The 20,033-nt window shown below is 68.7% G+C and carries 19 protein-coding genes; 8 read left to right on the top strand and 11 right to left on the bottom strand.

Features of this window, described 5'->3' with window-relative positions:
• Positions 1-8 precede the first annotated feature (8 nt).
• The 3 genes from ACWDTS_RS12980 to ACWDTS_RS12970 form a co-directional block, all read right to left on the bottom strand.
• Positions 9-1,685, bottom strand: a complete 1,677-nt coding sequence (locus ACWDTS_RS12980; RefSeq protein WP_450118296.1) for an NTF2-like N-terminal transpeptidase domain-containing protein — start codon at positions 1,683-1,685, stop codon at positions 9-11.
• 83 nt (positions 1,686-1,768) lie between these two features.
• The gene (locus ACWDTS_RS12975) at positions 1,769-3,622 is read right to left on the bottom strand and encodes a penicillin-binding transpeptidase domain-containing protein (protein ID WP_450118295.1); all 1,854 of its coding nucleotides are present in this window, start codon (positions 3,620-3,622) and stop codon (positions 1,769-1,771) included.
• Between the two features lie 153 nt (positions 3,623-3,775).
• Positions 3,776-5,140: a WS/DGAT domain-containing protein gene (locus ACWDTS_RS12970; protein ID WP_450118294.1), complete on the bottom strand. Its 1,365-nt coding sequence runs from the start codon at positions 5,138-5,140 to the stop codon at positions 3,776-3,778.
• A 165-nt stretch (positions 5,141-5,305) separates the two neighbouring features.
• On the opposite strand from ACWDTS_RS12970, the gene ACWDTS_RS12965 reads away from it, so the two are divergent.
• Positions 5,306-6,844 carry an ABC-F family ATP-binding cassette domain-containing protein gene (locus tag ACWDTS_RS12965; protein ID WP_450118293.1) on the top strand — a complete coding sequence of 513 codons (1,539 nt, stop codon included), beginning with the start codon at positions 5,306-5,308 and terminating at the stop codon, positions 6,842-6,844.
• Entirely contained in the window at positions 6,841-7,644 is an 804-nt protein-coding gene (locus ACWDTS_RS12960; RefSeq protein WP_450118292.1) for an alpha/beta fold hydrolase, read from the top strand. Before ACWDTS_RS12965 ends, ACWDTS_RS12960 begins: the two co-directional genes overlap by 4 nt.
• 43 nt (positions 7,645-7,687) lie before the next feature.
• On the opposite strand, the gene ACWDTS_RS12955 is transcribed toward ACWDTS_RS12960, so the two are convergent.
• Positions 7,688-8,080: a VOC family protein gene (locus tag ACWDTS_RS12955; protein WP_450118291.1), complete on the bottom strand. Its 393-nt coding sequence runs from the start codon at positions 8,078-8,080 to the stop codon at positions 7,688-7,690.
• Between the two features lie 150 nt (positions 8,081-8,230).
• Here ACWDTS_RS12955 and ACWDTS_RS12950 point away from each other — a divergent pair, with 150 nt between their 5' ends.
• Positions 8,231-9,298, top strand: a complete 1,068-nt coding sequence (locus ACWDTS_RS12950; RefSeq protein WP_450118315.1) for a class I SAM-dependent methyltransferase — start codon at positions 8,231-8,233, stop codon at positions 9,296-9,298.
• Positions 9,299-9,349: 51 nt separating this feature from the next.
• Here ACWDTS_RS12950 and ACWDTS_RS12945 read toward each other — a convergent pair whose 3' ends face one another.
• Complete coding sequence (locus ACWDTS_RS12945; RefSeq protein WP_450110931.1) at positions 9,350-9,988, bottom strand: carboxymuconolactone decarboxylase family protein; 639 nt, start codon at positions 9,986-9,988, stop codon at positions 9,350-9,352.
• A gap of 20 nt (positions 9,989-10,008) precedes the next feature.
• Complete coding sequence (locus tag ACWDTS_RS12940; RefSeq protein WP_450110934.1) at positions 10,009-10,575, bottom strand: VOC family protein; 567 nt, start codon at positions 10,573-10,575, stop codon at positions 10,009-10,011.
• A gap of 96 nt (positions 10,576-10,671) precedes the next feature.
• Between ACWDTS_RS12940 and ACWDTS_RS12935 the strand changes: the two genes are divergently transcribed.
• From ACWDTS_RS12935 to ACWDTS_RS12915, 5 genes are read left to right on the top strand one after another with little or no spacing between them, the layout of a single operon-like run.
• A complete protein-coding gene (locus tag ACWDTS_RS12935) occupies positions 10,672-11,313 on the top strand; it encodes a TetR/AcrR family transcriptional regulator (RefSeq protein ID WP_420753814.1) in 642 nt (213 codons plus the stop codon).
• A 38-nt stretch (positions 11,314-11,351) separates the two neighbouring features.
• On the top strand, positions 11,352-11,744 hold the full coding sequence (locus tag ACWDTS_RS12930) for a nuclear transport factor 2 family protein (RefSeq protein ID WP_450110929.1): 393 nt from the start codon (positions 11,352-11,354) through the stop codon (positions 11,742-11,744).
• Between the two features lie 19 nt (positions 11,745-11,763).
• Entirely contained in the window at positions 11,764-12,948 is a 1,185-nt protein-coding gene (locus ACWDTS_RS12925; protein ID WP_450110928.1) for an acyl-CoA dehydrogenase family protein, read from the top strand.
• Positions 12,945-14,315, top strand: a complete 1,371-nt coding sequence (locus tag ACWDTS_RS12920; protein ID WP_450110933.1) for a phosphotransferase family protein — start codon at positions 12,945-12,947, stop codon at positions 14,313-14,315. Before ACWDTS_RS12925 ends, ACWDTS_RS12920 begins: the two co-directional genes overlap by 4 nt.
• A gap of 18 nt (positions 14,316-14,333) precedes the next feature.
• Positions 14,334-15,227, top strand: coding sequence for an isocitrate lyase/PEP mutase family protein (locus ACWDTS_RS12915; protein ID WP_450110927.1), 894 nt, complete (start codon positions 14,334-14,336; stop codon positions 15,225-15,227).
• A gap of 95 nt (positions 15,228-15,322) precedes the next feature.
• Here ACWDTS_RS12915 and ACWDTS_RS12910 read toward each other — a convergent pair whose 3' ends face one another.
• The 5 genes from ACWDTS_RS12910 to ACWDTS_RS12890 are packed head-to-tail and all read right to left on the bottom strand — an operon-like array spanning position 15,323 to position 20,026.
• Positions 15,323-16,387, bottom strand: coding sequence for a branched-chain amino acid ABC transporter permease (locus tag ACWDTS_RS12910; protein ID WP_450110926.1), 1,065 nt, complete (start codon positions 16,385-16,387; stop codon positions 15,323-15,325).
• Positions 16,384-17,268: a branched-chain amino acid ABC transporter permease gene (locus tag ACWDTS_RS12905; RefSeq protein WP_197253530.1), complete on the bottom strand. Its 885-nt coding sequence runs from the start codon at positions 17,266-17,268 to the stop codon at positions 16,384-16,386. Before ACWDTS_RS12905 ends, ACWDTS_RS12910 begins: the two co-directional genes overlap by 4 nt.
• A gap of 15 nt (positions 17,269-17,283) precedes the next feature.
• Positions 17,284-17,991 carry an ABC transporter ATP-binding protein gene (locus ACWDTS_RS12900; RefSeq protein ID WP_450110925.1) on the bottom strand — a complete coding sequence of 236 codons (708 nt, stop codon included), beginning with the start codon at positions 17,989-17,991 and terminating at the stop codon, positions 17,284-17,286.
• Positions 17,988-18,794 carry an ABC transporter ATP-binding protein gene (locus tag ACWDTS_RS12895; RefSeq protein ID WP_450110924.1) on the bottom strand — a complete coding sequence of 269 codons (807 nt, stop codon included), beginning with the start codon at positions 18,792-18,794 and terminating at the stop codon, positions 17,988-17,990. The genes ACWDTS_RS12900 and ACWDTS_RS12895 overlap by 4 nt, the downstream gene beginning before the upstream one ends.
• Positions 18,791-20,026, bottom strand: coding sequence for an ABC transporter substrate-binding protein (locus ACWDTS_RS12890; protein ID WP_450110923.1), 1,236 nt, complete (start codon positions 20,024-20,026; stop codon positions 18,791-18,793). Before ACWDTS_RS12890 ends, ACWDTS_RS12895 begins: the two co-directional genes overlap by 4 nt.
• Between the last annotated feature and the right edge of the window lie 7 nt (positions 20,027-20,033).

Raw genomic sequence — 20,033 nt, 5'->3', positions numbered from 1 at the left:
GTTTCCGGTCAGAACGCCTCGGTGGGCTTCCCGAGTTCGCGCAGGAACATGTCGGCCATCTTGATCGCGCGGTCGCCGCCGTCGGCGTTCGCGACGAACACCGCGAACGCCATGTCGCCGCTCACCCCGTAGAACCAGCGGTCGTCGCCGTTGTCCCCCGCGATGCCCGTCAGGCCCGCATGTCCCTTGAGGAACGACGCCGGTCCGTTCTGGACGTTGTCGACCATCATCGCGCGCAAGGCGTCGATCGTCTCGGCCGGCAGCGGCTCGGCCGGGTCCGCGACGGTCGCCGGCTGCCCCTGCACGATCATCGGCATCGCCGCATCGCCGCGCGCGACCGACGCCGCGAGCATCGCGGCCCCCAGCGGGCTGAGCAGTGCTTCGCTGTCGGACGGGGAACCCGTGAACTGCACGACGCCGCTGCGGTTCTGCCCGAACTGCGCGGTCTCGAATTCGAAACCGGGCACGGAGTAGTCGAGACCGAGACCGAGGCTGCGTGCGACGTCGCCGAGTTCGGCGGTGCTGACCTGCGACGGGTCCTTCCCCAGCGCCATACCCGCCGCGACACGGACCGGGTCCATCGCCGACCCCGCCGGGTACATCCCGCGGGTCGCGACGGCCCCGAGTTCCATCGCCTGGTTGTTCACGTCGACTGCGAGGATGCCGCCGGTGGACGGCTGGATCGCGACGATCGCGGCGGGTGTTCCGACGCTGACGACGGCCTCCTTCGCGGCGAGCTGCACGTGCGAGTCGAGGGTCGAGACGAGATCCGGCGGTGGCGGACCCTGGAATCCGGCGACCTGGATGGGGCCGGCCTGCGGATCCTCGAGGGTCACGGCCCAGCCGGCGGTGCGGTCGCGCTCGAGCTGCCACGCGCTGCGCAACGAGTCGAGCAGCGGGCTCGAGATCCGGCGATCGGCGCTGATGAGCGTCGGGGTCTTCACCACTTCGACGCCGGGAATGGAAACGATGTCGTCCTCGAGGAACTGGTAGTCCTGGTCGCGCAGCTTGACGGCGGCGATCCGCTCACCGGGCTGTTCCGCGAGGCGCTGTTGCATCGACTCGGCCGTGATGACCGGTGCGACCGGCTCGAGGACGTCACCGAGCATCGTGGTCGTCAGCACCGGATCGGGCATCTTCGCGGGATCGAGCACGACCGTGTTGATCGTCTGCTCGGCCATCAGCAACTGCCCGTTGCGATCGAAGATCTTCGGGGGTGCCGCGTCGGTGCGTACGTGGTGCACGGTGCGTCCGCCGCCGAGATCGGGTACGACGACGTCGGGGCTCCACGACACGCGCCAGCCGACGGCGAGCTTCTTGACGGAACCGTCGACCTGATAGGACCAGTCCTTGTCCGGTCCGAAGTTCCAGTTCCCCTCGAGCGTGAAGTAACCGGACTCGCCGGAAAGCTCGACCAGCTGGGTGATCTCGTACTCGACCGTGCCGTCGGACAGTCCGTCGAACATCTGGGTCAGCGTCGCGGACGCCGCGTTCGGGTAGGACGTCAGAGCTGCGGCGCCCTCGGCGTCACGTTCGTTCAATTCGGCTACGAAATCGTCGACGAGGCGCTCCACATCGCTGCGTGAGTCGGCGATCGTGAACGCCACGATGCCGGCCGTCACACAGATCACGATCGCGGAGATGAGGGCGACCACTCGCACTCGTCGCCGTTCCCGAGAACCCATAAAGATCAACCTTCACTTCAGTCACTTGAGCCTCAAGCACAGCTTGCCTACGATGCTGTCACAGTTGGACTACGAGGTCCGAATCACCTCCTGAGCATGCGCCCGGCCACGTCCAGCGCAGGAGCCGAACTCCCTGCTCCCGCAACGAAAACCGCGAACGCGAGATCGTTCTGCGCTCCGATGAACCATCCGTGCGCCTCGTTCGTGCCACCGTACTCTGCGGTCCCCGTTTTGCCGATCAGTTCCGGAATGTCGTTCAAAACGGTTGCGGTCCCGTCGGTCACGGTCTCGCGCATCATAGTTCGTAACGCCGCGGTTACCGGTGCAGGCGCGGCGTCCACGGTCCGATCCGCGGTCGCCGGCTCGTCCTGCACGATCATCGGAAGCGGGGTCGACCCGCGCACGATCGACGCCGCAACCATCGCCATCCCGAACGGCGACGCGGTCACCGCGCCCTGGCCGATCGCCGACTCGACGCGCTGCGCCGCCGAACCCGCGACCGGGACGCTTCCGGTCACGGTCACCAACCCCGGTGTCACATAGTCGATGCCGAGTCCGAACCGGGCCGCGGCGTCGGTCAGCGCATCCGGCGGCAGATTCACCGCCAACTGGGCCATCGTCGTGTTGCAGGAACGCGCGAACGCCGTGTGCAGGGGCACCGACCCGAGATCGAAACTGTCGTCGTTCGGTATCGTGCGATCCTCGATCGTCGCGACACCCGGGCACGGCAGCACCGTGTCCGGCGCCGCCGACCCCGCCTGCAACGCCGCGGACGTCGTCACCGTTTTGAACGTCGACCCCGGTGGGTAGAGACCGGTCAGCGCGACCGGGCCTTCCGCGTCCGCAGCGGCGTTCTGCGCGACCGCGCGCACCGCTCCGGTCGACGGTTCCACAGCCACGACGACGGCCGGCTGCGGCACCGCGGCGACCGCAGCCTCCGCGCGCGCCTGCAAGCCGAGATCGATCGTCGTGCGGATGTCCGGCGCGTCCGTCCCGTCGACCCCGGTCACCCGCTGCGCCGACCCGTCCGCATCCACCGACTGCACGACCCAGCCCGCGGCCGCGTCCTGCCCGTCCTGCCACATCTCGGCCAGACCCGCCCACACCGGCGACGCCAGCGCCCGGTCGACGGTCAGCAGCCGTGTCTGCGGGGCCAGCGACACCCCGGGCAACGCTGCGAGCTGTGCTTCGACCCGGGCCAGGTCCTCGTCGCGCAAGGTCACCGCCGTCACCGGTCCGCCCCCGGCCGCCGCGAGATCCGCTGCCAGTGATTCCGCCGTGATCGTCGGCACGACCGTCGCCAGCACCGGCGCGACCGCAGCGGGGTCGGCGGTCGGGTCGAGGTTCACCAAGGTGACGACCCGCTGTTCCATCAGCGGCTGCCCGTTGCGGTCCAGCACCGACGCGGGTGTGCCCTCGGCCCGGAGGTACCGCAGGGACGTGTCCGCGGTCAGCCCGGGCGCGAGCACCGCGGGATCCCAGCGGATGCGCCAGCCGGCGTCGCCGTCGACCGCGGACCCCGACGTCCGATAGGACCACTCGCCCACGCTCGGTGCGGGCTCCGGGGCGGCCGGCGTCGCCGAAGTCTCCCCGACGTCGGTCTCCCCGGCCTCGTCTTCGGCCGGGTCGGGTCCCAACCGCCACGCCACGTCGAGTTCGAAGGTGTCCTCGTCCCCGGTACCAGCGAGCATGACGTCGGGCGAGTCGGAGCCGAGTCCGTCGAACAACCCGTCGATGGTCGCGGCTGCGGCTGCGGGATCGGTGGTCAGCGCTGCCGCGGCCTGCACGTCTCCCGCCTCGAGTGCCTCCGCGAACTGCTGGGCGACGGTCTCCGGCTGATCGGGTCCGGTGGAGCAACCGGCCACCACGAGCGCACCCACCGTCAGCACCACCGGCAGGACCATTCGTCGTCGAAGAGTGCGCACCCGCCCGATCATGCCCCAGTTCGATCGTCCGTGCCCGTCGCCACACGGCGTACCGGGTGCACGTAACGGAAACCACGCGCCGAATCGGAATCGGCGCAGGTAACAGCACGGGCGGATTCCGAATCGCGGGGCGGATGTCGGCTCCCCGCCGTCGGGACCGGCCGCTCACGCCCCGGGACGGAGTGCGGTCGCCACCTCCTCGAAGGCGGTTTCGAGGTGCGCCGCGTAGCGCTGTGGATCCCGGATGATCTCCGGGGACGTCAGCACCGTCAGGGTCAGGTCGTCGCCGAGACCGATCAGCCCGTGGGTGACGGTGGCCTCCGAGGTCAACGGCGGGCAGAGGGTTCCGAACAGCATCGGCCGGCCGGCCAGCGCCCACGGACCGTCGCCGCCGATCCGGATGCTGGTCAGCATCGTGTGCATGCGCGGACCGGGACGGGCATCCACGCGACGCCGGTGCGCGGCCAGTTCCACGGGGAGCAGGAACGACGGAATCGCGTTCGTGTCGGTCAGGTGCCGCACGGACGCGGCTTCTCTGCGTTCGACCAGCGACGCCAGCACCGCCGCGGCGCGTTCCCGGATCGAGTCGATGTCGGGGCGCAACGCGACATCCGCCCAGTCGATGCTGTTGACACCGACTGCCTGCACCTCATCGGCGAACGCGATCGTCACGAACGCCGTCAGGTCCGGCGGGCACTGCCCGGCGACGTCGGTGAGATACCGCTCGAGCGCAACCGACATCGCCGTCAGCGCGAGCGCGGTGACCGTGAACCCCTCCGGGAGCGACCCGGCGCGACCGAGACGCAGCACGAGCAGCGTGCGCCGGTCGCCGGGTTCGGAGTTCAGCACGGTCCGGGTGAGGCTCGCCGGTGGAGCAGAACCCTGGGCAGCGGTCCGGGCATCGCGCAGCGCGGCACCCATCGTCCGCAGATAGTGCACCGTCGCGCGCGGAGCCCGGGCGATCCCGCGCGCCGCGGCGAGCGCACGGTTCACGCGAGGGACGACCGGACCCAGCCCCGGGAAGTGCACCGGCTCGGTCCCGCCGCCGAACAGCGCCTCCGACAAGGGATTCAAGATCGGTCCCGTGATCAGTGAATGGTTCCCGCGCAACACCACGACGGTCCCGGGCGTGGTCGTGCCGGGGACGTTCCGGACGTCGTGGAACACGTCGATTCGCCAGGCCGTGGCGCGGACGTCGAGCGGGGTGGCGGCGAGCTGTTCGAGTACCCGGATCAGCGCCTGCCAGTCGAGTCCTGTCCGCCGATCGTGGACCACCCGGTCCTCCACCGGCCGGTCGTCGGCCACCCAGTACGCGTGGTCCAGGTGTCCGGGAACGCCCACGATGCGACGGTTCATCGGCGCATAGAACCGCGCACGTCCCCGGAAGTGTTCGGTGATCTCCGCGGCGGTCGGGGGCGTCCCGGTCCCCGAGTCGAACACCCAGAAGAGGAGGGTGTCGAGGTGATGACCGCGATCGGCTTCGAGAACATAGGTGGCGTCGATCGGCCGAACCTGCGATGTCGGTCCCACTGCACTCCTTCGTAGCGTGTCGCGAAAAACCGGTTGCGCGTTCCGAACCGTGTGCATACCGTAGTCACGTCACGTTGTCGCCGATCGGAGAAGGCCCTTGCTCCTGTAGAGGTTTCGCACCCCGCACGTTCCTCGTGCGATCCGTCGCTACCTCCAGGAGTCACCATGACCTCTCCCATCGGCATTTCTCTTTCCGACCTGCACTACGAGCATCCCGACGGCGATCCCGTGTTCGACGGGCTCGACGCGACGTTCCCGCTCGGCCGCACCGGTCTCGTCGGACGGAACGGATCCGGCAAAACGACTCTGTTGCAGATCGTTTCGGGAACCCGGAAGGCCACGCGCGGGTCGGTCACGACACGCGGGCGCGTCGGTTACCTCCCGCAGGACATCACCCTGGACCCGGATCTGCGGGTCGAGACGGTCCTGGGGATCGGCGAGGTCCGGGCCGCGCTGCGACGCATCGAATCCGGCGACGGAACCGCCGCGGACTTCGACACCGTCGGCGATCGCTGGGACATCGAGGAACGCGCGATCGCGACCGTGCACAGGCTCGGTCTCGACCGGATCCTGCAGGACCGGAACGACTTCGATCGCACCGTCGGAACCCTGTCGGGCGGGGAGACCGTTCTGCTCGCGTTCACGGCGCGACTGCTCGACGATCCGCAGGTGCTGTTGCTCGACGAGCCGACCAACAACCTCGACACCGCCGCGCGGGGCAGGTTGTACGAGGCGTTGCGGCAGTTCACCGGAACTCTCGTCGTGGTCTCCCACGACCGCGACCTGCTCGAATCGGTGGATGCGATCGCCGAGTTGCGCGACGGTGCTCTGCGGCTGTTCGGCGGCAATTACAGCGAGTACGAGCGGATCGTCGCGGCGGAACAGGAGGCCGCGCAGGCGGCGGTCCGCGACGCCCGCAACGACGTGCGCCGGCAGGCCCGCGAACTATCCGCGGCGCACATCATTCTGGATCGTCGAGAACGCTACGGGCGCAAGATGTTCGAGAACAAGCGGGAACCCAAGATCATCATGGGGGCCCGCAAGCGTGCGGCGCAGGAGTCCGCGGGTCGCCTGCGTCGCGAGCACGAGGGCAATCTCGAGCAGGCCCGGGAGCAGCTCACCCGCGCCCAGGAGGCGGTGCGGGACGATCGGGAGATCCGGGTGGACCTCCCGGCCACCGTGGTGCACCCGGGCCAGCGGGTTCTCGACGAGCCGCTCAAGATCGTCGGGCCCGAACGCATCGCGCTGCGGGGGCCGAACGGTTCCGGGAAGACGACGCTGCTGCATCGCATCGCGGACGCCGGGCCCCGGGTGCCGTTCGCGTTGCTTCCGCAGCGGCTCGACGTGTTCGACGACGACCTGTCCGTCGCGCAGAACGCGGCGCTGCGCGCACCCCATCGCAGCCCGCAGGACATCCGAGCGCGCCTGGCGCGCTTCCTGTTCCGCGGCGCCGATGCCGACCGACCTGTCGGGGCGTTGTCGGGAGGCGAGCGTTTGCGGGCGGCGCTGGCAATCCTCCTCGCGGCCGATCCGGCACCGCGGTTGCTGATGCTCGACGAGCCGACGAACAACCTCGATCTGCCGAGTCTCGGGCATCTGACGCAGGCGCTGCTGGCGTTCGAGGGTGCGCTCGTGGTGGTGTCGCACGACGAACGGTTCCTCGCGGAGATCGGTGTGACCCGATCGGTCACACTCGGAGGATGAGTCGAGCGATCAATCCTGTCGACGGCACCGCCGTCGCGTACGCGGCGGTGGGCCCGGCGGACGCGCCCGCGCTGCTGCTCGCGCACGGGAGCGCCCTGTCGTCGGCGATCTGGCGGGGCTTCGGGTACATGGCGGCGCTGCGTCCGCGATACCGGCTGCTCCTGCCGGATCTGCGCGGGCACGGCCGCAGCGACAAGCCCACCGATCCCGATTGCTACGCAATGGATCTCGTCGTCGGCGACCTGCTCGCGGTACTGGACGACGCCGGCGTCGAGCGCGCTCACGTCATGGGCTATTCGTTCGGGGCACGGTCGGTGCTGTCGCTCGCGGTCGCAGCCGAGGACCGGGTGCGGTCGTTGATCGTGGGCGGTGGCAGTGCCCGCCCGCAGGCCGGGGCGTTCGACCGGTTGTTCTTCCCCGGCTGTGTCGACGTTCTCGAACGCGACGGCATGGAGGCGTTCCTCGACGCCTGGTCCGCGCACCGGCAGTGGCCGGTCGACGCCGCGACCCGCGCGGCGTTCCGCGCGAACGACGACCGGGCCTTGGCCGCCTATTTCCGCAGGTCCGAGCAGGAACCGGGCATCGCCGACGAGGCACTGGCGGCGCTGCGGGTGCCGACCCTGGCGTTCGTCGGATCGGAGGATCTCCTTCGGGTGCCGGACACGCGGGCGCTGACGCGGACGATTCCCGGCGCGCGGCTCGCGGTCCTGCGCGGATTCGACCACGCCACCACGATCGCCGCGAGCCACGAGGTGCTGTCGGTGGTCGAGCCCTTCCTGGCCGCTGCCCCTCGTGCGTGATTTCGGTAGCGGCCGCTACCGAAATCACGCACGGGGCCCAGAGCTACTGGTCCGCGCCGTCGACCCACTGCACGAGCTGGAACACGATGCCGTTGGGATCGAGCATCTGGAAGTAGCGCTCGCCCCACGGCTCGGTCTCGAGCGGGGTGACGATGCGGGCGCCTTCGCCTCGGAGCCGCTCGTATTCGGCGTCGATGTCGTCGACGACGAACGCCACGAGCGTTCCCTGCCCGGCGGCACCGGCATGGCTGGCCGGTTTGAAGGTGCCGAGCCCGGTACGCAGGAAGATCAGGTTGAATCCGGCGTCCTCGCGGGCGAGGGACACGAAACCGTCGGCGGACATCTCCGGGGCGAAACCCAGGTGCCGGATCGCGAACTCCGCCGACGCCTCGACGTCCGCGACATTGAGGGACAGGGCACTGCCGGTGATCTGCACGAGAACTCTCCTTCTTGTGGGATGCCCTCGGTTAACGTACACCGTACGGCAATTGTTCCCGGAGGTCCGGCAGGTTGTCGCGTGCACGCCCGGCAGGCACCATGAAAATGCCCCGAACACCCCCTCCTCTCGGAGGCACTCATGACCGACATGGATATCGCCCCCACGGTCGAGGCCCTCGCGCAACGGGTCCTCGACGCATCGCTCGGAACGGTCGACCTGATCGCCATCTATATCGGCGACCGGCTCGGCTGGTACCGCAGTCTCGCCGCGGACGGGCCGGCCACTCCGGAGAAACTGGCCGAGCGCACCGGCACCCATCCTCGTTATGCGCGTGAATGGCTCGAACAGCAGGCCGCGACCGGGCTGCTCGTCGCGAGCGACGGAGATCCGCGGACATACACCCTCCCGGATGCTGCCGCCGAGGTCCTCACCGACGAGCACAGCCTGAACTACCTCGGCCCGCTCGCACGCATGCTGTGCGGTTTTGCCGTCCACCTGCCCGAACTGCTCGATGCCTACCGCACCGGCGGCGGCGTGAGCTGGGCGGACCTCGGTGCGGACGCGCGGGAATCGCAGGCCGCGATGAACCGGCCGTGGTTCGAGAAGGCCCTGCCGCCGGCGCTGGCGTCGGTGCCCGAACTCCACGACCTGCTGCAGAAACCGGGGATCGAGATCGCCGACATCGGTTGCGGTGGAGCATGGTCGACGATCGCGCTGGCGCGCGCGTACCCACAGGCCCGGGTGACCGGCTACGACATCGATCCGGCGACCGTAGCCCTCGCCACGTCCAATGTCGCCGAACACCCGGATGTTTCGGATCGCGTCACGATCATCGAAGCGGATGCCCAGGAACTTCCGGAAGGACGATTCTCGGCCGCGTTCGCGTTCGAGTGCATTCACGACATGCCCCGGCCCGTGGAAGTGCTCGGCGCGATGCGGCGGGCACTGACCGACGACGGCGTGGTCGTCGTGATGGACGAAGCGGTCGCGGACGAGTTCACCGCACCCGCAAACGAAATCGACCGCCTCATGTACGGGTTCAGCCTGACCTGCTGCCTGCCCGACAGCATGAGCCACCCCGGCTCGGTGGGGACCGGAACGGTGATGCGCATGCCGACGTTGCGCCGCTACGCGCTCGACGCCGGGTTCGCCGACGTCTCGGTCCTGCCGATCGAGAACTTCGATCTGTGGCGCTTCTACCTGCTCACCACGTAGCGATCGTGCGGCCGCCCCGACCGCGGCCGCACGATCCGTTCCGACTCCTCGCTATTCTCCCGCGAGGTCGGCCGACAGGTCCGCGACCACGACGCCCTCGGGCACCTGGACCTCTTCGATCGGCTCGGGCCGGTCGTCGAACTCGAGCTTCAGCGCCCGGCACATGGTGGCGTGCATGTCGTACATGCAGGTGATGTACGTCAGTTCGAGGATCTCGGAGTCGGAGAGCTCGGCCTGCAGGGCGGCGAACACCTCGTCCGGTACGCGGCCCCCGTCGTGGACGAGGCCGTCGGTGTAGGCGAGCACGGCACGTTCGAGCGGGGAGAACAGGTCGCTGATCTGCCAGGACGGGATCGCGGCGATCTTCTCCTCCGGCATGCCGAGCGACCGCATCTGCTTGCAGTGCTGCGAGAAGACGAACTGGCTTCCGCGGGCGTACCCGGCGCGTCCCTGGCCCAGTTCCCGCAGGAGGGGATCCAGTTTCGCGTTCCGGTAGAGCGAGAATCCGCGCACCGCGTGCCGGAACACTGCGGGTGACTGGGCGAAGACCGTCCACCAGTCACCCGGGGTGGCGTGGATGGTGCCGTGATCGACGGCGGGATCCTTGTCCGGGCCGAAGAGCCTGTCGTAGAAGAACAGGATCTTCTCGTCGGTCACCTCGGCGCGCGGGACCTCACGAAGTCGGGGCATGGCGGTTCCTTTCGGGGTTGTCAGCGGACGCTCGTCGCGCGCCGGTCGGCGGCGGTCTTCGGCTCGTGCCGGACGTCATCCTCCGTGAACTCTCGTGTCCAGCAAGCGAATTCCAGAAGAGCACCGTCCGGGTCCTGGAAGTAGAACGATCGGACGAAGGTGCCGGCATGCACCTCCCGGGACACCCCCGCGGGGCTGTCGTCGTGGTTGAGGACACGGCTGACCGCGATGCCCTCGGCCTTCAGCCGGGTGCGGTACTCGTCGAACTTCTCCGGCGGCACCGCGAAGGCGACGTGGTTCATGGAGCCGACGGCGCTGGCGAGTTCACCCTGGTCCGGCAGGCCCTTGGGCGCGGCGATACCCGGTGCCGCGTCGGGGGCATCCGCGAGCCAGAAGAACGCGAGGGTGTTCCCTCCTCCGCAGTCGAAGAAGAAATGCTGGCCGAGTCCGTCGGGCAGGTCGAGTGTCTTGACGAGCGGCATGCCCAGCACACCCGAGTAGAAGTCGATGGTGCGTCGCATGTCGGAGCACACGAGCGCGAGGTGGTTGATTCCGCGGAATTCGAACTTCGGATCCGAGTTGTCCATTGCGATCCCTTTCGGCGCGATGACGAGGAAGAATGTGTCGTGGCTGTGGCCGAAAAATGACTTGACAGTCATGTCATCTTCTTGGATAGTTTGACCGTGGCCAAGTCATCTGTCAACACCCCGTCCGTCCCTGCACCGGTCGACACCCTGACCGCACGCGGCCGCAAGACCCGCGATGCACTGCTCGACGCTGCCCGCACCGTGTTCGAGACCGTCGGTTTCCCCGACACGCGGGTCGAACAGATCTCACAGGAGGCCAAGGTCTCCTACGGAACGTTCTACCGCTACTTCGAATCCAAGGAAGACATCTTCCGTGAGCTCAGCACCCGCCTGTTCGAGGACGTGCACCGTCGCGAACCCGCAGAGCCCGACCTGTCCCCCGCCGCCCGTCTCGTCGCGTCCAACCGCTCCTACTACCAGGCGTACCGGCGCAACGCGCGACTGATGGCGATCGTCGAGCAGGTCGCGACGTTCAACGACGAGTTCCGCGCGCTGCGTCAGCAGCACCGCCAGCAACTGGTCGAACGGACGTCGCGGGCGATCGCCCGCTGGCAGGCCGACGGGCTCGTCCGCTCCTCGCTCGACCCGGTGTTCGCGGCCCGTGCCATGGCCGCGATGGTCGACCACACCCTCTACCTCTGGCTCGTCCAGGGCGACGAGGCCGACGAGGAACGGCTGCTGGACACCCTGGACCAGATGTGCCTCGGTGCACTGGGACTCGACCCCGACACCGCATAGCTGCGAGGAGAACCCTGCCCCATGAACGGCATTTCCCAATGAACGACCTCGCCGATCGCTTCTTCGCCGCCGTCGAACGCGGCGACGAGGCGACACTCACCGAGCTGTACGCGCCCGACGCGCGTATCTGGCACAACGACGACGGCCTCGAGCAGACCGTTTCCGAGAACCTCCGAGTACTGCGGTGGCTCGCGCGCACGCTCGAGGACTTCCGTTACGAAGACATCCGCCGGCACATCCTGCCCGACGGATTCGCTCAGCAACACGTGGTCCGCGGCGTCCTCCCGGGGCACGGCCCCCTGGAGATTCCCGCCGGCCTGTTCGTCCGCGTCGAGGACGGACACATCTCCCGCATCGACGAGTACGTCGACTCCGCCGCGATCCGCCCCCTTCGCGAGATCGGTTCCCGCAACCGAGCATCGCGCACATAACACGAGAGGCAGCACTGGAATGATGGTGAACCAGCCCGACGGCGAGATCGCCGACCTGCGCGCCCGGATGCGCGCCTTCATCGACGGCGAAGTCATCCCCGCCGAACCGGTCCTCACCCGTGAGGGTGACGACGCCCGGAAGACGCTCGACGGATTGCGTTCCCGCGCCAAGGAACTCGGACTCTGGGCTCTCGGACACCCGGCCGACGTCGGCGGCGGGGGCGTGCCGTTCCTCGACTTCGTCTACCTCAACGAGATCATCGGACGCTCCGAATTCGGCCAGCTCGCCGTGGGTTCGGTGTCCATGCAGGACACGCTGATGCTGCGCAAGCACGGCACCGAGGAGCAGAAGAAGCGGTGGATCCCGCCGCTGGTCGCCGGGGACTTCCTGCCGTCCGTCGGCCTGACCGAACCCGACGTCGCCGGCTCGGACCCCACCCTGATCGAGACCCGGGCGGAACTCGACGGCGACACCTGGGTCATCAACGGGCACAAGTGGTTCACCACCGGAGTCGCCGACGCCGGATACTGCTCCGTCTTCGCCCGCACCGAGCCCGAGTCCACGCCGCGCCACTCGCGGATCAGCGCGATCATCGTGCCCACCGACACCCCCGGATTCGAGATCGTCCGCTCGATCCCGACCATGGGCCACGACCCGAGCGACCACTACGAGGTCCGGCTCACCGACGTCCGCGTCCCAGCCGCCAACCTCCTCGGGGAGCGAGGCAAGGGGTTCGTCGTCGCCCAGGATCGTCTCGGACCCGGCCGGATCTTCCACTGCATGCGCTGGCTCGGGCAGGCGCAGCGGGCATTCGAGCTGATGTGCGAGCGCGCAAACAGCCGCTACGTGCACGGCACGCTCCTCGCGGAGAAGGGCGAGATCCACCGCTACGTGGCGGAATCGGCAGCCGAGATCCACGCGGCGCGGCTGATGACCCTCGATGCGGCCCGTGCCATGGACGCCGGCGAGGACGCGCGGGTCCAGATCGGCCTGATCAAGTTCTGGGGAGCCCGGATGCTCCACAACGTCGTCGATCGTGCGATCCAGGTCCACGGGGCGCTGGGCCTGACCGGCGACACCCCGCTCGAGGAGATGTACCGCCGCGCCCGGTACGCGCGGATCTACGACGGCCCCGACGAAGTGCACCGCATGTCGACGGCGCGTCGTCTCCTGCGCGACCCCGAGGCGGCACCGTGGCGATGACCGAATCCCCCACCACCACACTCGCCGACGGCATCGCCGACGTCCTGTCCGATGCCCGGGACGAAACCGTCACGGTCGCGGACGTGCACCGACTCACCGGCGGGGCGAGCAGGCAGGTGTGGTCTGTCGAGGCCCACACCTCGGACGGCAGTCCCCTGCCGGTCGTGCTGCGCCGCGACCCGCCCGGCCACGGCGACGCCGACCGCATGCGCGCGGAGGCCGCGTGCCTGCGCGCCGCGGCCGCGGCCGGCGTCCCGGTCCCCCAGGTCCTCGCGGCCGGCGACACCGCACCGGGGATCGACGCGCCCTATCTGCTGATGAACAGGGTCGACGGCGAATCGCTCCCGCGCAAACTGCAGCGGGACCCGGAACTCGTCGCCGTCCGGGCCGAGCTCGCCGAGCAGATGGGATACGCCCTGGGCCTGATCCACCGCAGCGACGTCGCCGAGGTGGCGATGCTCGATTCCGGGGATCCGCTCGACGCGATCGAAGCGGTGTACCGGGAATTCGACGAGCCGCGCCCTGCCGTCGAGATGGGATTGCGCTGGCTTCGTGACCATCGACCACCGGTGCGGCCGAAAGCGCTGGTACACGGTGATTTCCGGATGGGCAATCTGCTCGTCGACCGAACCGGGATCCGCGGCGTCCTGGACTGGGAACTCGCCCACCTCGGCGACCCCATCGAGGACCTGGGCTGGTTGTGCGTCCGCGCCTGGCGGTTCGGTGCCGAGTTGCCGGTCGGTGGCATCGGCACCCGCGAGCAACTCGTCGACGGTTACGAACGCGCCACCGGGATCCGCCCGTCGGACGCCGAACTGCACTGGTGGGAGGCCTACGGCACGCTGCGCTGGCTCGTCCTGAGCCGATTCCAGGCGCAGCGGCACCTCAGCGGCGAGGAGTTCTCCCTCGAACTGGCGTCCATCGGACGCCGGGTGTGCGAATCCGAGTACGACCTCCTGCTCGTACTCGGGCTCCTCGACGACCCGGGTGACGCGCCCGAACCGCGTTCCCGGGCCGCCACGGTTCACGACCGGCCGACGACGACCGAGATCGTCGATCTCGTCGCCACGACACTCACCGACGAGATCGCGCCGGCACTGGCCGACGATGCCGACCGGCAGCGGTACCTGCTGCGGATCTGCGCGAACCTCCTGCGCATCGCCGGCCGGGAGCTGTCCGCCGGGGACGACGCCGCGAACATCGTGCGCGGTCGGCTCGGCGAACTCGGCTGCGACACCGAGGCCGATCTCGCCACCGGAATCCGCTCGGGTGCCCTGGATTACGACGACGTCGCCGTCCGTCGGGCCGTCTCGAGCGCTGTCCTCACCAGGCTGCGGGTCGCGAACCCGCGGCATCTGGTTCCCTGAAATTTCGAAAGGCATTCCATGTCCGACCTGCTCGGCGCCCGGACCGCGACGCGGCCACAGCTGCGTCGCCTGCTCGATTCCGGATCCCCGGTTCTCGCTCCCGGCGCCTACGACGCACTCACTGCACGGCTGGCCGAAGCCGCAGGCTTCTCCACCGTGTACATGACCGGATTCGGCACCGCCGCATCACTGTTGGGACGGCCGGACGTCGGCCTGCTGACCGCGACGGAGATGGCGGACCATGCCCGCCGGATGGTCGCGGCCGTCGACGTGCCGGTCGTGGCCGACGCCGATACCGGCTACGGGAATCCGATCAACGTGATCCGCACCGTTCGCGACTACGAGAACGCCGGCGTCGCAGCGCTTCAGCTCGAGGATCAGGTCTCGCCGAAGCGGTGCGGCCACATGGCCGGAAAGGCGGTGATTCCCGCCGGGGAGATGGTCGCCAAACTGGAGGCGGCGACCGCAGCGCGCACCGACCCGGATCTGCTCGTCATCGCCCGCACCGACGCGGCGGCGGTCGAGGGTATCGATGCGGCGATCGAGCGCGCGAAGCGTTACGCCGATGCGGGCGCGGACCTGCTGTTCGTCGAGGCTCCCGCGAGCGCCGACGACGTGCGCAAGGTCGCGTCCCGGCTGAAGGGCCACCGCCTGGTGTTCAACTGGGTGGAGGGCGGCCGGACCCCGGGTCTCCCCCTGGACGAGCTCACCGACCTCGGGTTCGCCTTGGTGCTGTTCCCGATCGGTGCGCTCCTCACGGCGACCCGGTCGGTGCGCGAGTTCTACGGGGCGATCCTCCGGGACGGAACGCCGCGCGCGGTGCTCGGCGAGCTGCCGCCGTTCGACGAGTTCACCTCGTTCATGGGTCTTCCCGAGATCGACGACCTCGGGCAGCGTTTCGCCGAACGGTGACCGGACTCCTTCCGGTTCCACGACGAAGGCCCTCGGCTACGAGCCGAGGGCCTTCGTCGTGGGATCGGACGGCCGTGGGATCAGATCGCCGTGGATCAGGCGACGGTGACGAGATCGGGTTCGGTGTCGCGGCCGTCCGCCAACGGCCGGGTGTCCCGGCGGCGGCCCGGAATCCGGGCGACGACGGGACCGAGAAGACCGCGGAACACGCTGATGACACCGTACGGCAGCACGAAGATGAACAGGATCAGGGCCGCACCGTACGTGATGCCCGCGGCGGACTGGTTGATGTCCGCGGTCCATTGCGGCACGTACACCACGAACAGGGCACCGAACACGACACCGGGGACCGTGCCCAGTCCGCCGACGACGATCATGGTGATGAACGCGATCGCGAGCGGCAGCCCGAACGCTTCCGGGCCGACGTACTGGACGACGAAGCTGTAGAGCACGCCGCCGGTGCCGGCGAGGGCGGCACTGAGGGCGAACACCGTCGTCTTCGTCCGGGTGGCCGGAACACCGAGTGTGGTGGCGACCGCTTCGTAGTCGCGAATCGCGATGAGCGAGCGGCCGATCCGGCCGGTCGACAGCCTGCGGACCACCAGGTACGCGACCAGCGCGACCACGAGGCACAGGTAGTACACCCACTGGTCCCGCTCGAGGCCGGTGAACCCGGGCGCGTCGGCGGCGGAGATGTTGATGCCGGCGTGACCGTCAGTCACGTGTTCGAACCGCTTGATGACCGCGGGCGTCACCAGCGCCAGACCCAATGTGGCCAAGGCGAGTTGGAGCCCGCGTAGCCGCAGCGCCGGCAACCCGAAGGCGTACCCCACGAGGTAGCACACGACGAAGGCGAGCGGCAGCAGCAGCAGGTACGGCACACCGTGGTTCTCGACGAGGACCCCGCTGAGATAGGCCCCCACGGCGAAGAAGAAGCCGTGGCCCAGCGAGATCTGACCGGTGTTGCCGGTCAACAGGTTCAGTCCGAGCCCCACGACGATGTACACCAGAACCATCGACCGGTCGAAGTTCACGTACGGTGCGGACACAAGCGGGGCCACGACCGCGACGAGGACGACGACGGCGACCATGGCCCGTGAGAGCCACAGCGGAGCATCGAGTTCGGCTCGCGGTCGGCGAAGTGAATCGAGGAATGTCATACCCGTGCAACCTTTCTGGTGCCGAACAGGCCCTCGGGCCGCAGCAGCAGGACTCCGAGGATCAGGGCGAGCGCCACCGCCTGTTTGAAGTCGTGCCCGATCCACGAGATATAGGTACCGGCAAGGTTTTCGGCGACCCCGACGCACAGTCCGCCGACGATCGCGCCGACCGGACTGTCGAGTCCTCCGAGCACGGCCGCGGCGAACGCGTAGATCAGGGAGGCGACCAGCATGTTCGGCTGGAGGAACAACTGCGGAGCCGCGAGCGAGGCGGCGAGCGCACCGATGGCGGCGGCGAGCCCCCAGCCGATGGTGAGCATCGACCCGACCGGGACACCTATCAGCTTCGCGGACTCCGGATTCCCGGCGGCAGCGCGCATCGCCAACCCGATCCGGGTGCGCTGGAAGAGAACGAACAACAGTGCCGCGACCACGACGACCGCGCCGACGATCACCACCGACTGACGGGACATCGCGACCGGCCCCAGGGTGATCGCCGGGCCGGAGACGATCGAGGGGAACTCCTTGCTCTGCACACCCCAGATCCAGCCCGCCGCGCTGTTGAGCACGAGCATGAGACCGAGCGTGATGATCACGAGCGGCATGTGGTTCGGGGACGAGGCGAGCGGCCGGATGAGTACCCGCTCGGTGAGGGCACCGAACAGGAAGGCCACTACCATCGCACCGGCGATCGCGAGGTAGAGCGGGGCGCCCCACTGGTGGAACTGCCAGGCGCAGAACGCCGAGATCATCGCCATCTCGCCCTGCGCGAAGTTCACGATTCCGGATGCCCGGTAGACGAGGACGATGCTCAGGGCGAACGCCGCGTACAGCGCACCCCAGGTCAGCCCGTCCACGACTTGCTGAAGAAACACCTGCATGTCTGAAACTCCTGGTCAGTAGCCGAGGTAGGCGCGGCGCACCGCGTCGTCGTGGGCGAGAGCCTCGGCGGGGCGCTGGGCGACGACGCGCCCGGCGTCGACCAGGACCGCCGAGGATCCGATCTCGAGTGCCAGGTGGGCGTTCTGTTCGACGACGAGAATGGTTGTGCCCGTGTCCTCGTTGATCTGCCCCAGCGCGCGGAACACCTCCTGGGTGATACGCGGTGCGAGTCCCAGCGACGGTTCGTCGAGCAGAAGCAGCCGCGGTTCGGGGACGAGGGCGCGGGCGATCGCGAGCATCTGCTGTTCGCCGCCGCTGAGACCGGCGGCGAGTTGCGTCCGGCGTTCGCGCAGGCGCGGGAAGAACTCGTACCACCGCTCGATGGACCGCGTCGTGGCGGCCTGCGACGTGGTGTACCCGCCGATGAGAAGGTTCTCCTCGACGGTGAGATCACCGAAGGTGCCTCGCCCCTGCGGAACGTGGGCGATACCGAGACGTGCGATGCGGTCGGTTCGCACGCCGCTGATGTCGCGGCCGTCGAACACGATCCGCCCGCTGGTGTGCACCATCGCGCAGATCGATCGGAGGATGGTCGTCTTGCCGGCACCGTTGGCGCCGAGAACCACCGTGACCTCACCGGCCGGAACGTCGAAGTCGATGCCGTGCAGGACTTCTGCGTTCCCGTATCGCGCGTGGAGATCGTGGACGGCGAGCAGGCTCATGCCGCACCTCCCAGATAGGCCTCGACGACCTCCGGGTGTGCCGCCACCTCGGCGGGATCGCCCTCGGTGATCTTGCGTCCGAAGTTGAGCACGACGATCCGGTCGGAGATGGACATGACCATCGCCATGTGATGCTCGACGAGCAGCACGGAGAAGCCGCGTTCGTCGCGGAGGTCGCGGACGGTCTCGGCGAGTTCGAGAACCTCCTCGTGGATGAGGCCGTTCGCCGGTTCGTCGAGCATGAGCAGCTTCGGCCGCTGCATGAGGGCCCGGGCCAGTTCGACGCGTTTGAGCGTCCCGTACGGCAGGTTGCCGGCCGGTTCGAGCCCGACGTGGGCGAGGTTCATCGCCTCGAGCAGCGCCCACGCCTCGTCGCGTTCGTGCCGCTCCTCGCGGCGTGCGGCCGGCGAACCCAGTGCGGTGCGCACGAATCCGGCGCGGGTGCGCGAGTATGCGCCGCTGAGGACGTTCTCGACGACCGTCATGGTGGGAAAGAGCCCGATGTTCTGGAAGGTGCGCGCGATGCCTGCCGCGGCGATGCCGTCGGCGGGCAACTCCAGCAGATTCGTGTCGCCGAACGTGATCCGGCCCGAATCGGGCTGGTAGAGCCGCGAAATGCAGTTGAAGAGCGTCGTCTTACCCGCGCCGTTCGGTCCGATCAGTCCCATGATGGTTCCGGGGGCGATCGAGAACGACGGACCGTCCAGGGCGACGACGCCGCCGAAGCGCAGCCGCACGTCCTCGACCCGCAGTTCCGGCACGGCTGCGGTGTTGCCCGCCGCCGGGCCGGTGTGCACCGTCACCGATCCTCGCCGCGGGTGACCACGGCGTCGTAGTGCCAGCTGCCGTCCCGGAAGGTCATCGGGGCCATCGACGTGATCGCGTACGGGTAGTCGGGGGTGGTGTCGAAGGTGATGCCCTCGATGGACAGGTCCGTCGTCACCCCGTCGAGGTTCCGGACCGCGTCGAGCAGATCCGTTCGGCTGCAGCCGTCCATCTGCTCGAGAGCGGTGACGAGAAGCTGTGCGGTGTTGTAGCCGGTTGCCGCGATCGTGTCGGTGCTTGCGAAATCGCGCGCGTGCCGGGCGGCGAATTCACGCCACTTCGCCACACCGGGCTTGTCGTCGTGTTCGGGGCTGCTCACGTCGTAGATCCAGTAGAACGAGTGGATTCCCTCCGCGGCTTCCAGACCCGCGGGTGCGAGCACGAAGTTCGTGTCGGTCGCGCCCGAGTAGATGTATGTGTCCGGATCCCAACGCAGTTCGTGGGCCTTCTTCAGTGACTGGGTCACGAAGCTCGCGGTCGCGAAGTTCATGAAGACGTCGGCGCCCGAGTTGGCGAGGTTGACGACCTGCGAATCCACCGACGGCGTGGTCGGTTCGTACGACTGCCGTGCGACGATCTGCGCGCCGCTGCCCTCGAGAGCGGCTTCGAGTGCGGCGAGGCTGCCGCTGCCGAGGCTGTCGTTCGGGTAGAGCACCGCGATCTTCGCGTTCGGATGTCGAGCCAGCATCTGCTCGGCGTGGGCCGAAACTTCCCATCCGGTCTGAGGATTCACGGCGCCGGCGACGACGGGACGATCGGCGACGGAGGCGAGCAGTTCGTCGCTGCCGGTCATGGGGAAGACCAGCGGGACGTTCTTCGACGACAGGTAGTCGACGACCGCGAGGGTCGACGGCGTCCCGACGAGGTTGTGGATGGCGAAGACCTGTTCCTGTTCGACCAGGGAGCGCACGTTGCCGACGGTGCGCGCGGGGTCGTAGCCGTCGTCGAGGGCGGTGTAGACGATCCGGCGGGTCCTACCGTCACCCATCGTGACGCCGCCGTCCTGGTTGATGTCCTCGAACAGGGCGGTCGCGGCCTTCGCCTGCGGACCGGCGACGGACTGCATCAGGCTCGAACCGAACCGGATCTCGGTGTCGGTGATGCCGGGATCGCATTCGCCGGCTTCGATCGTGGTGCCGCGACCGGAACAGGCGGTCAGCACGGCGGCTGCGGACAGGGCGGTCAGGCCCACGGCGAGAGTACGTTTCATGATCGCT

The organism is Rhodococcus sp. NPDC003383 (genome assembly GCF_053589115.1).
This window is presented reverse-complemented; position numbering and strand designations above follow the sequence as displayed.

What these genes read in the sequence shown, in the direction of transcription:
- ACWDTS_RS12980 (WP_450118296.1), bottom strand. Translation starts at nt 1,685, where the DNA reads ATGGGTTCTCGGGAACGGCGACGAGTGCGAGTGGTCGCCCTCATCTCC.
- ACWDTS_RS12975 (WP_450118295.1), bottom strand. Translation starts at nt 3,622, where the DNA reads ATGATCGGGCGGGTGCGCACTCTTCGACGACGAATGGTCCTGCCGGTG.
- ACWDTS_RS12965 (WP_450118293.1), top strand. Translation starts at nt 5,306, where the DNA reads ATGACCTCTCCCATCGGCATTTCTCTTTCCGACCTGCACTACGAGCAT.
- ACWDTS_RS12960 (WP_450118292.1), top strand. Translation starts at nt 6,841, where the DNA reads ATGAGTCGAGCGATCAATCCTGTCGACGGCACCGCCGTCGCGTACGCG.
- ACWDTS_RS12950 (WP_450118315.1), top strand. Translation starts at nt 8,231, where the DNA reads ATGGATATCGCCCCCACGGTCGAGGCCCTCGCGCAACGGGTCCTCGAC.
- ACWDTS_RS12945 (WP_450110931.1), bottom strand. Translation starts at nt 9,988, where the DNA reads ATGCCCCGACTTCGTGAGGTCCCGCGCGCCGAGGTGACCGACGAGAAG.
- ACWDTS_RS12940 (WP_450110934.1), bottom strand. Translation starts at nt 10,575, where the DNA reads ATGGACAACTCGGATCCGAAGTTCGAATTCCGCGGAATCAACCACCTC.
- ACWDTS_RS12930 (WP_450110929.1), top strand. Translation starts at nt 11,352, where the DNA reads ATGAACGACCTCGCCGATCGCTTCTTCGCCGCCGTCGAACGCGGCGAC.
- ACWDTS_RS12925 (WP_450110928.1), top strand. Translation starts at nt 11,764, where the DNA reads ATGATGGTGAACCAGCCCGACGGCGAGATCGCCGACCTGCGCGCCCGG.
- ACWDTS_RS12920 (WP_450110933.1), top strand. Translation starts at nt 12,945, where the DNA reads ATGACCGAATCCCCCACCACCACACTCGCCGACGGCATCGCCGACGTC.
- ACWDTS_RS12915 (WP_450110927.1), top strand. Translation starts at nt 14,334, where the DNA reads ATGTCCGACCTGCTCGGCGCCCGGACCGCGACGCGGCCACAGCTGCGT.
- ACWDTS_RS12910 (WP_450110926.1), bottom strand. Translation starts at nt 16,387, where the DNA reads ATGACATTCCTCGATTCACTTCGCCGACCGCGAGCCGAACTCGATGCT.
- ACWDTS_RS12905 (WP_197253530.1), bottom strand. Translation starts at nt 17,268, where the DNA reads ATGCAGGTGTTTCTTCAGCAAGTCGTGGACGGGCTGACCTGGGGTGCG.
- ACWDTS_RS12900 (WP_450110925.1), bottom strand. Translation starts at nt 17,991, where the DNA reads ATGAGCCTGCTCGCCGTCCACGATCTCCACGCGCGATACGGGAACGCA.
- ACWDTS_RS12890 (WP_450110923.1), bottom strand. Translation starts at nt 20,026, where the DNA reads ATGAAACGTACTCTCGCCGTGGGCCTGACCGCCCTGTCCGCAGCCGCC.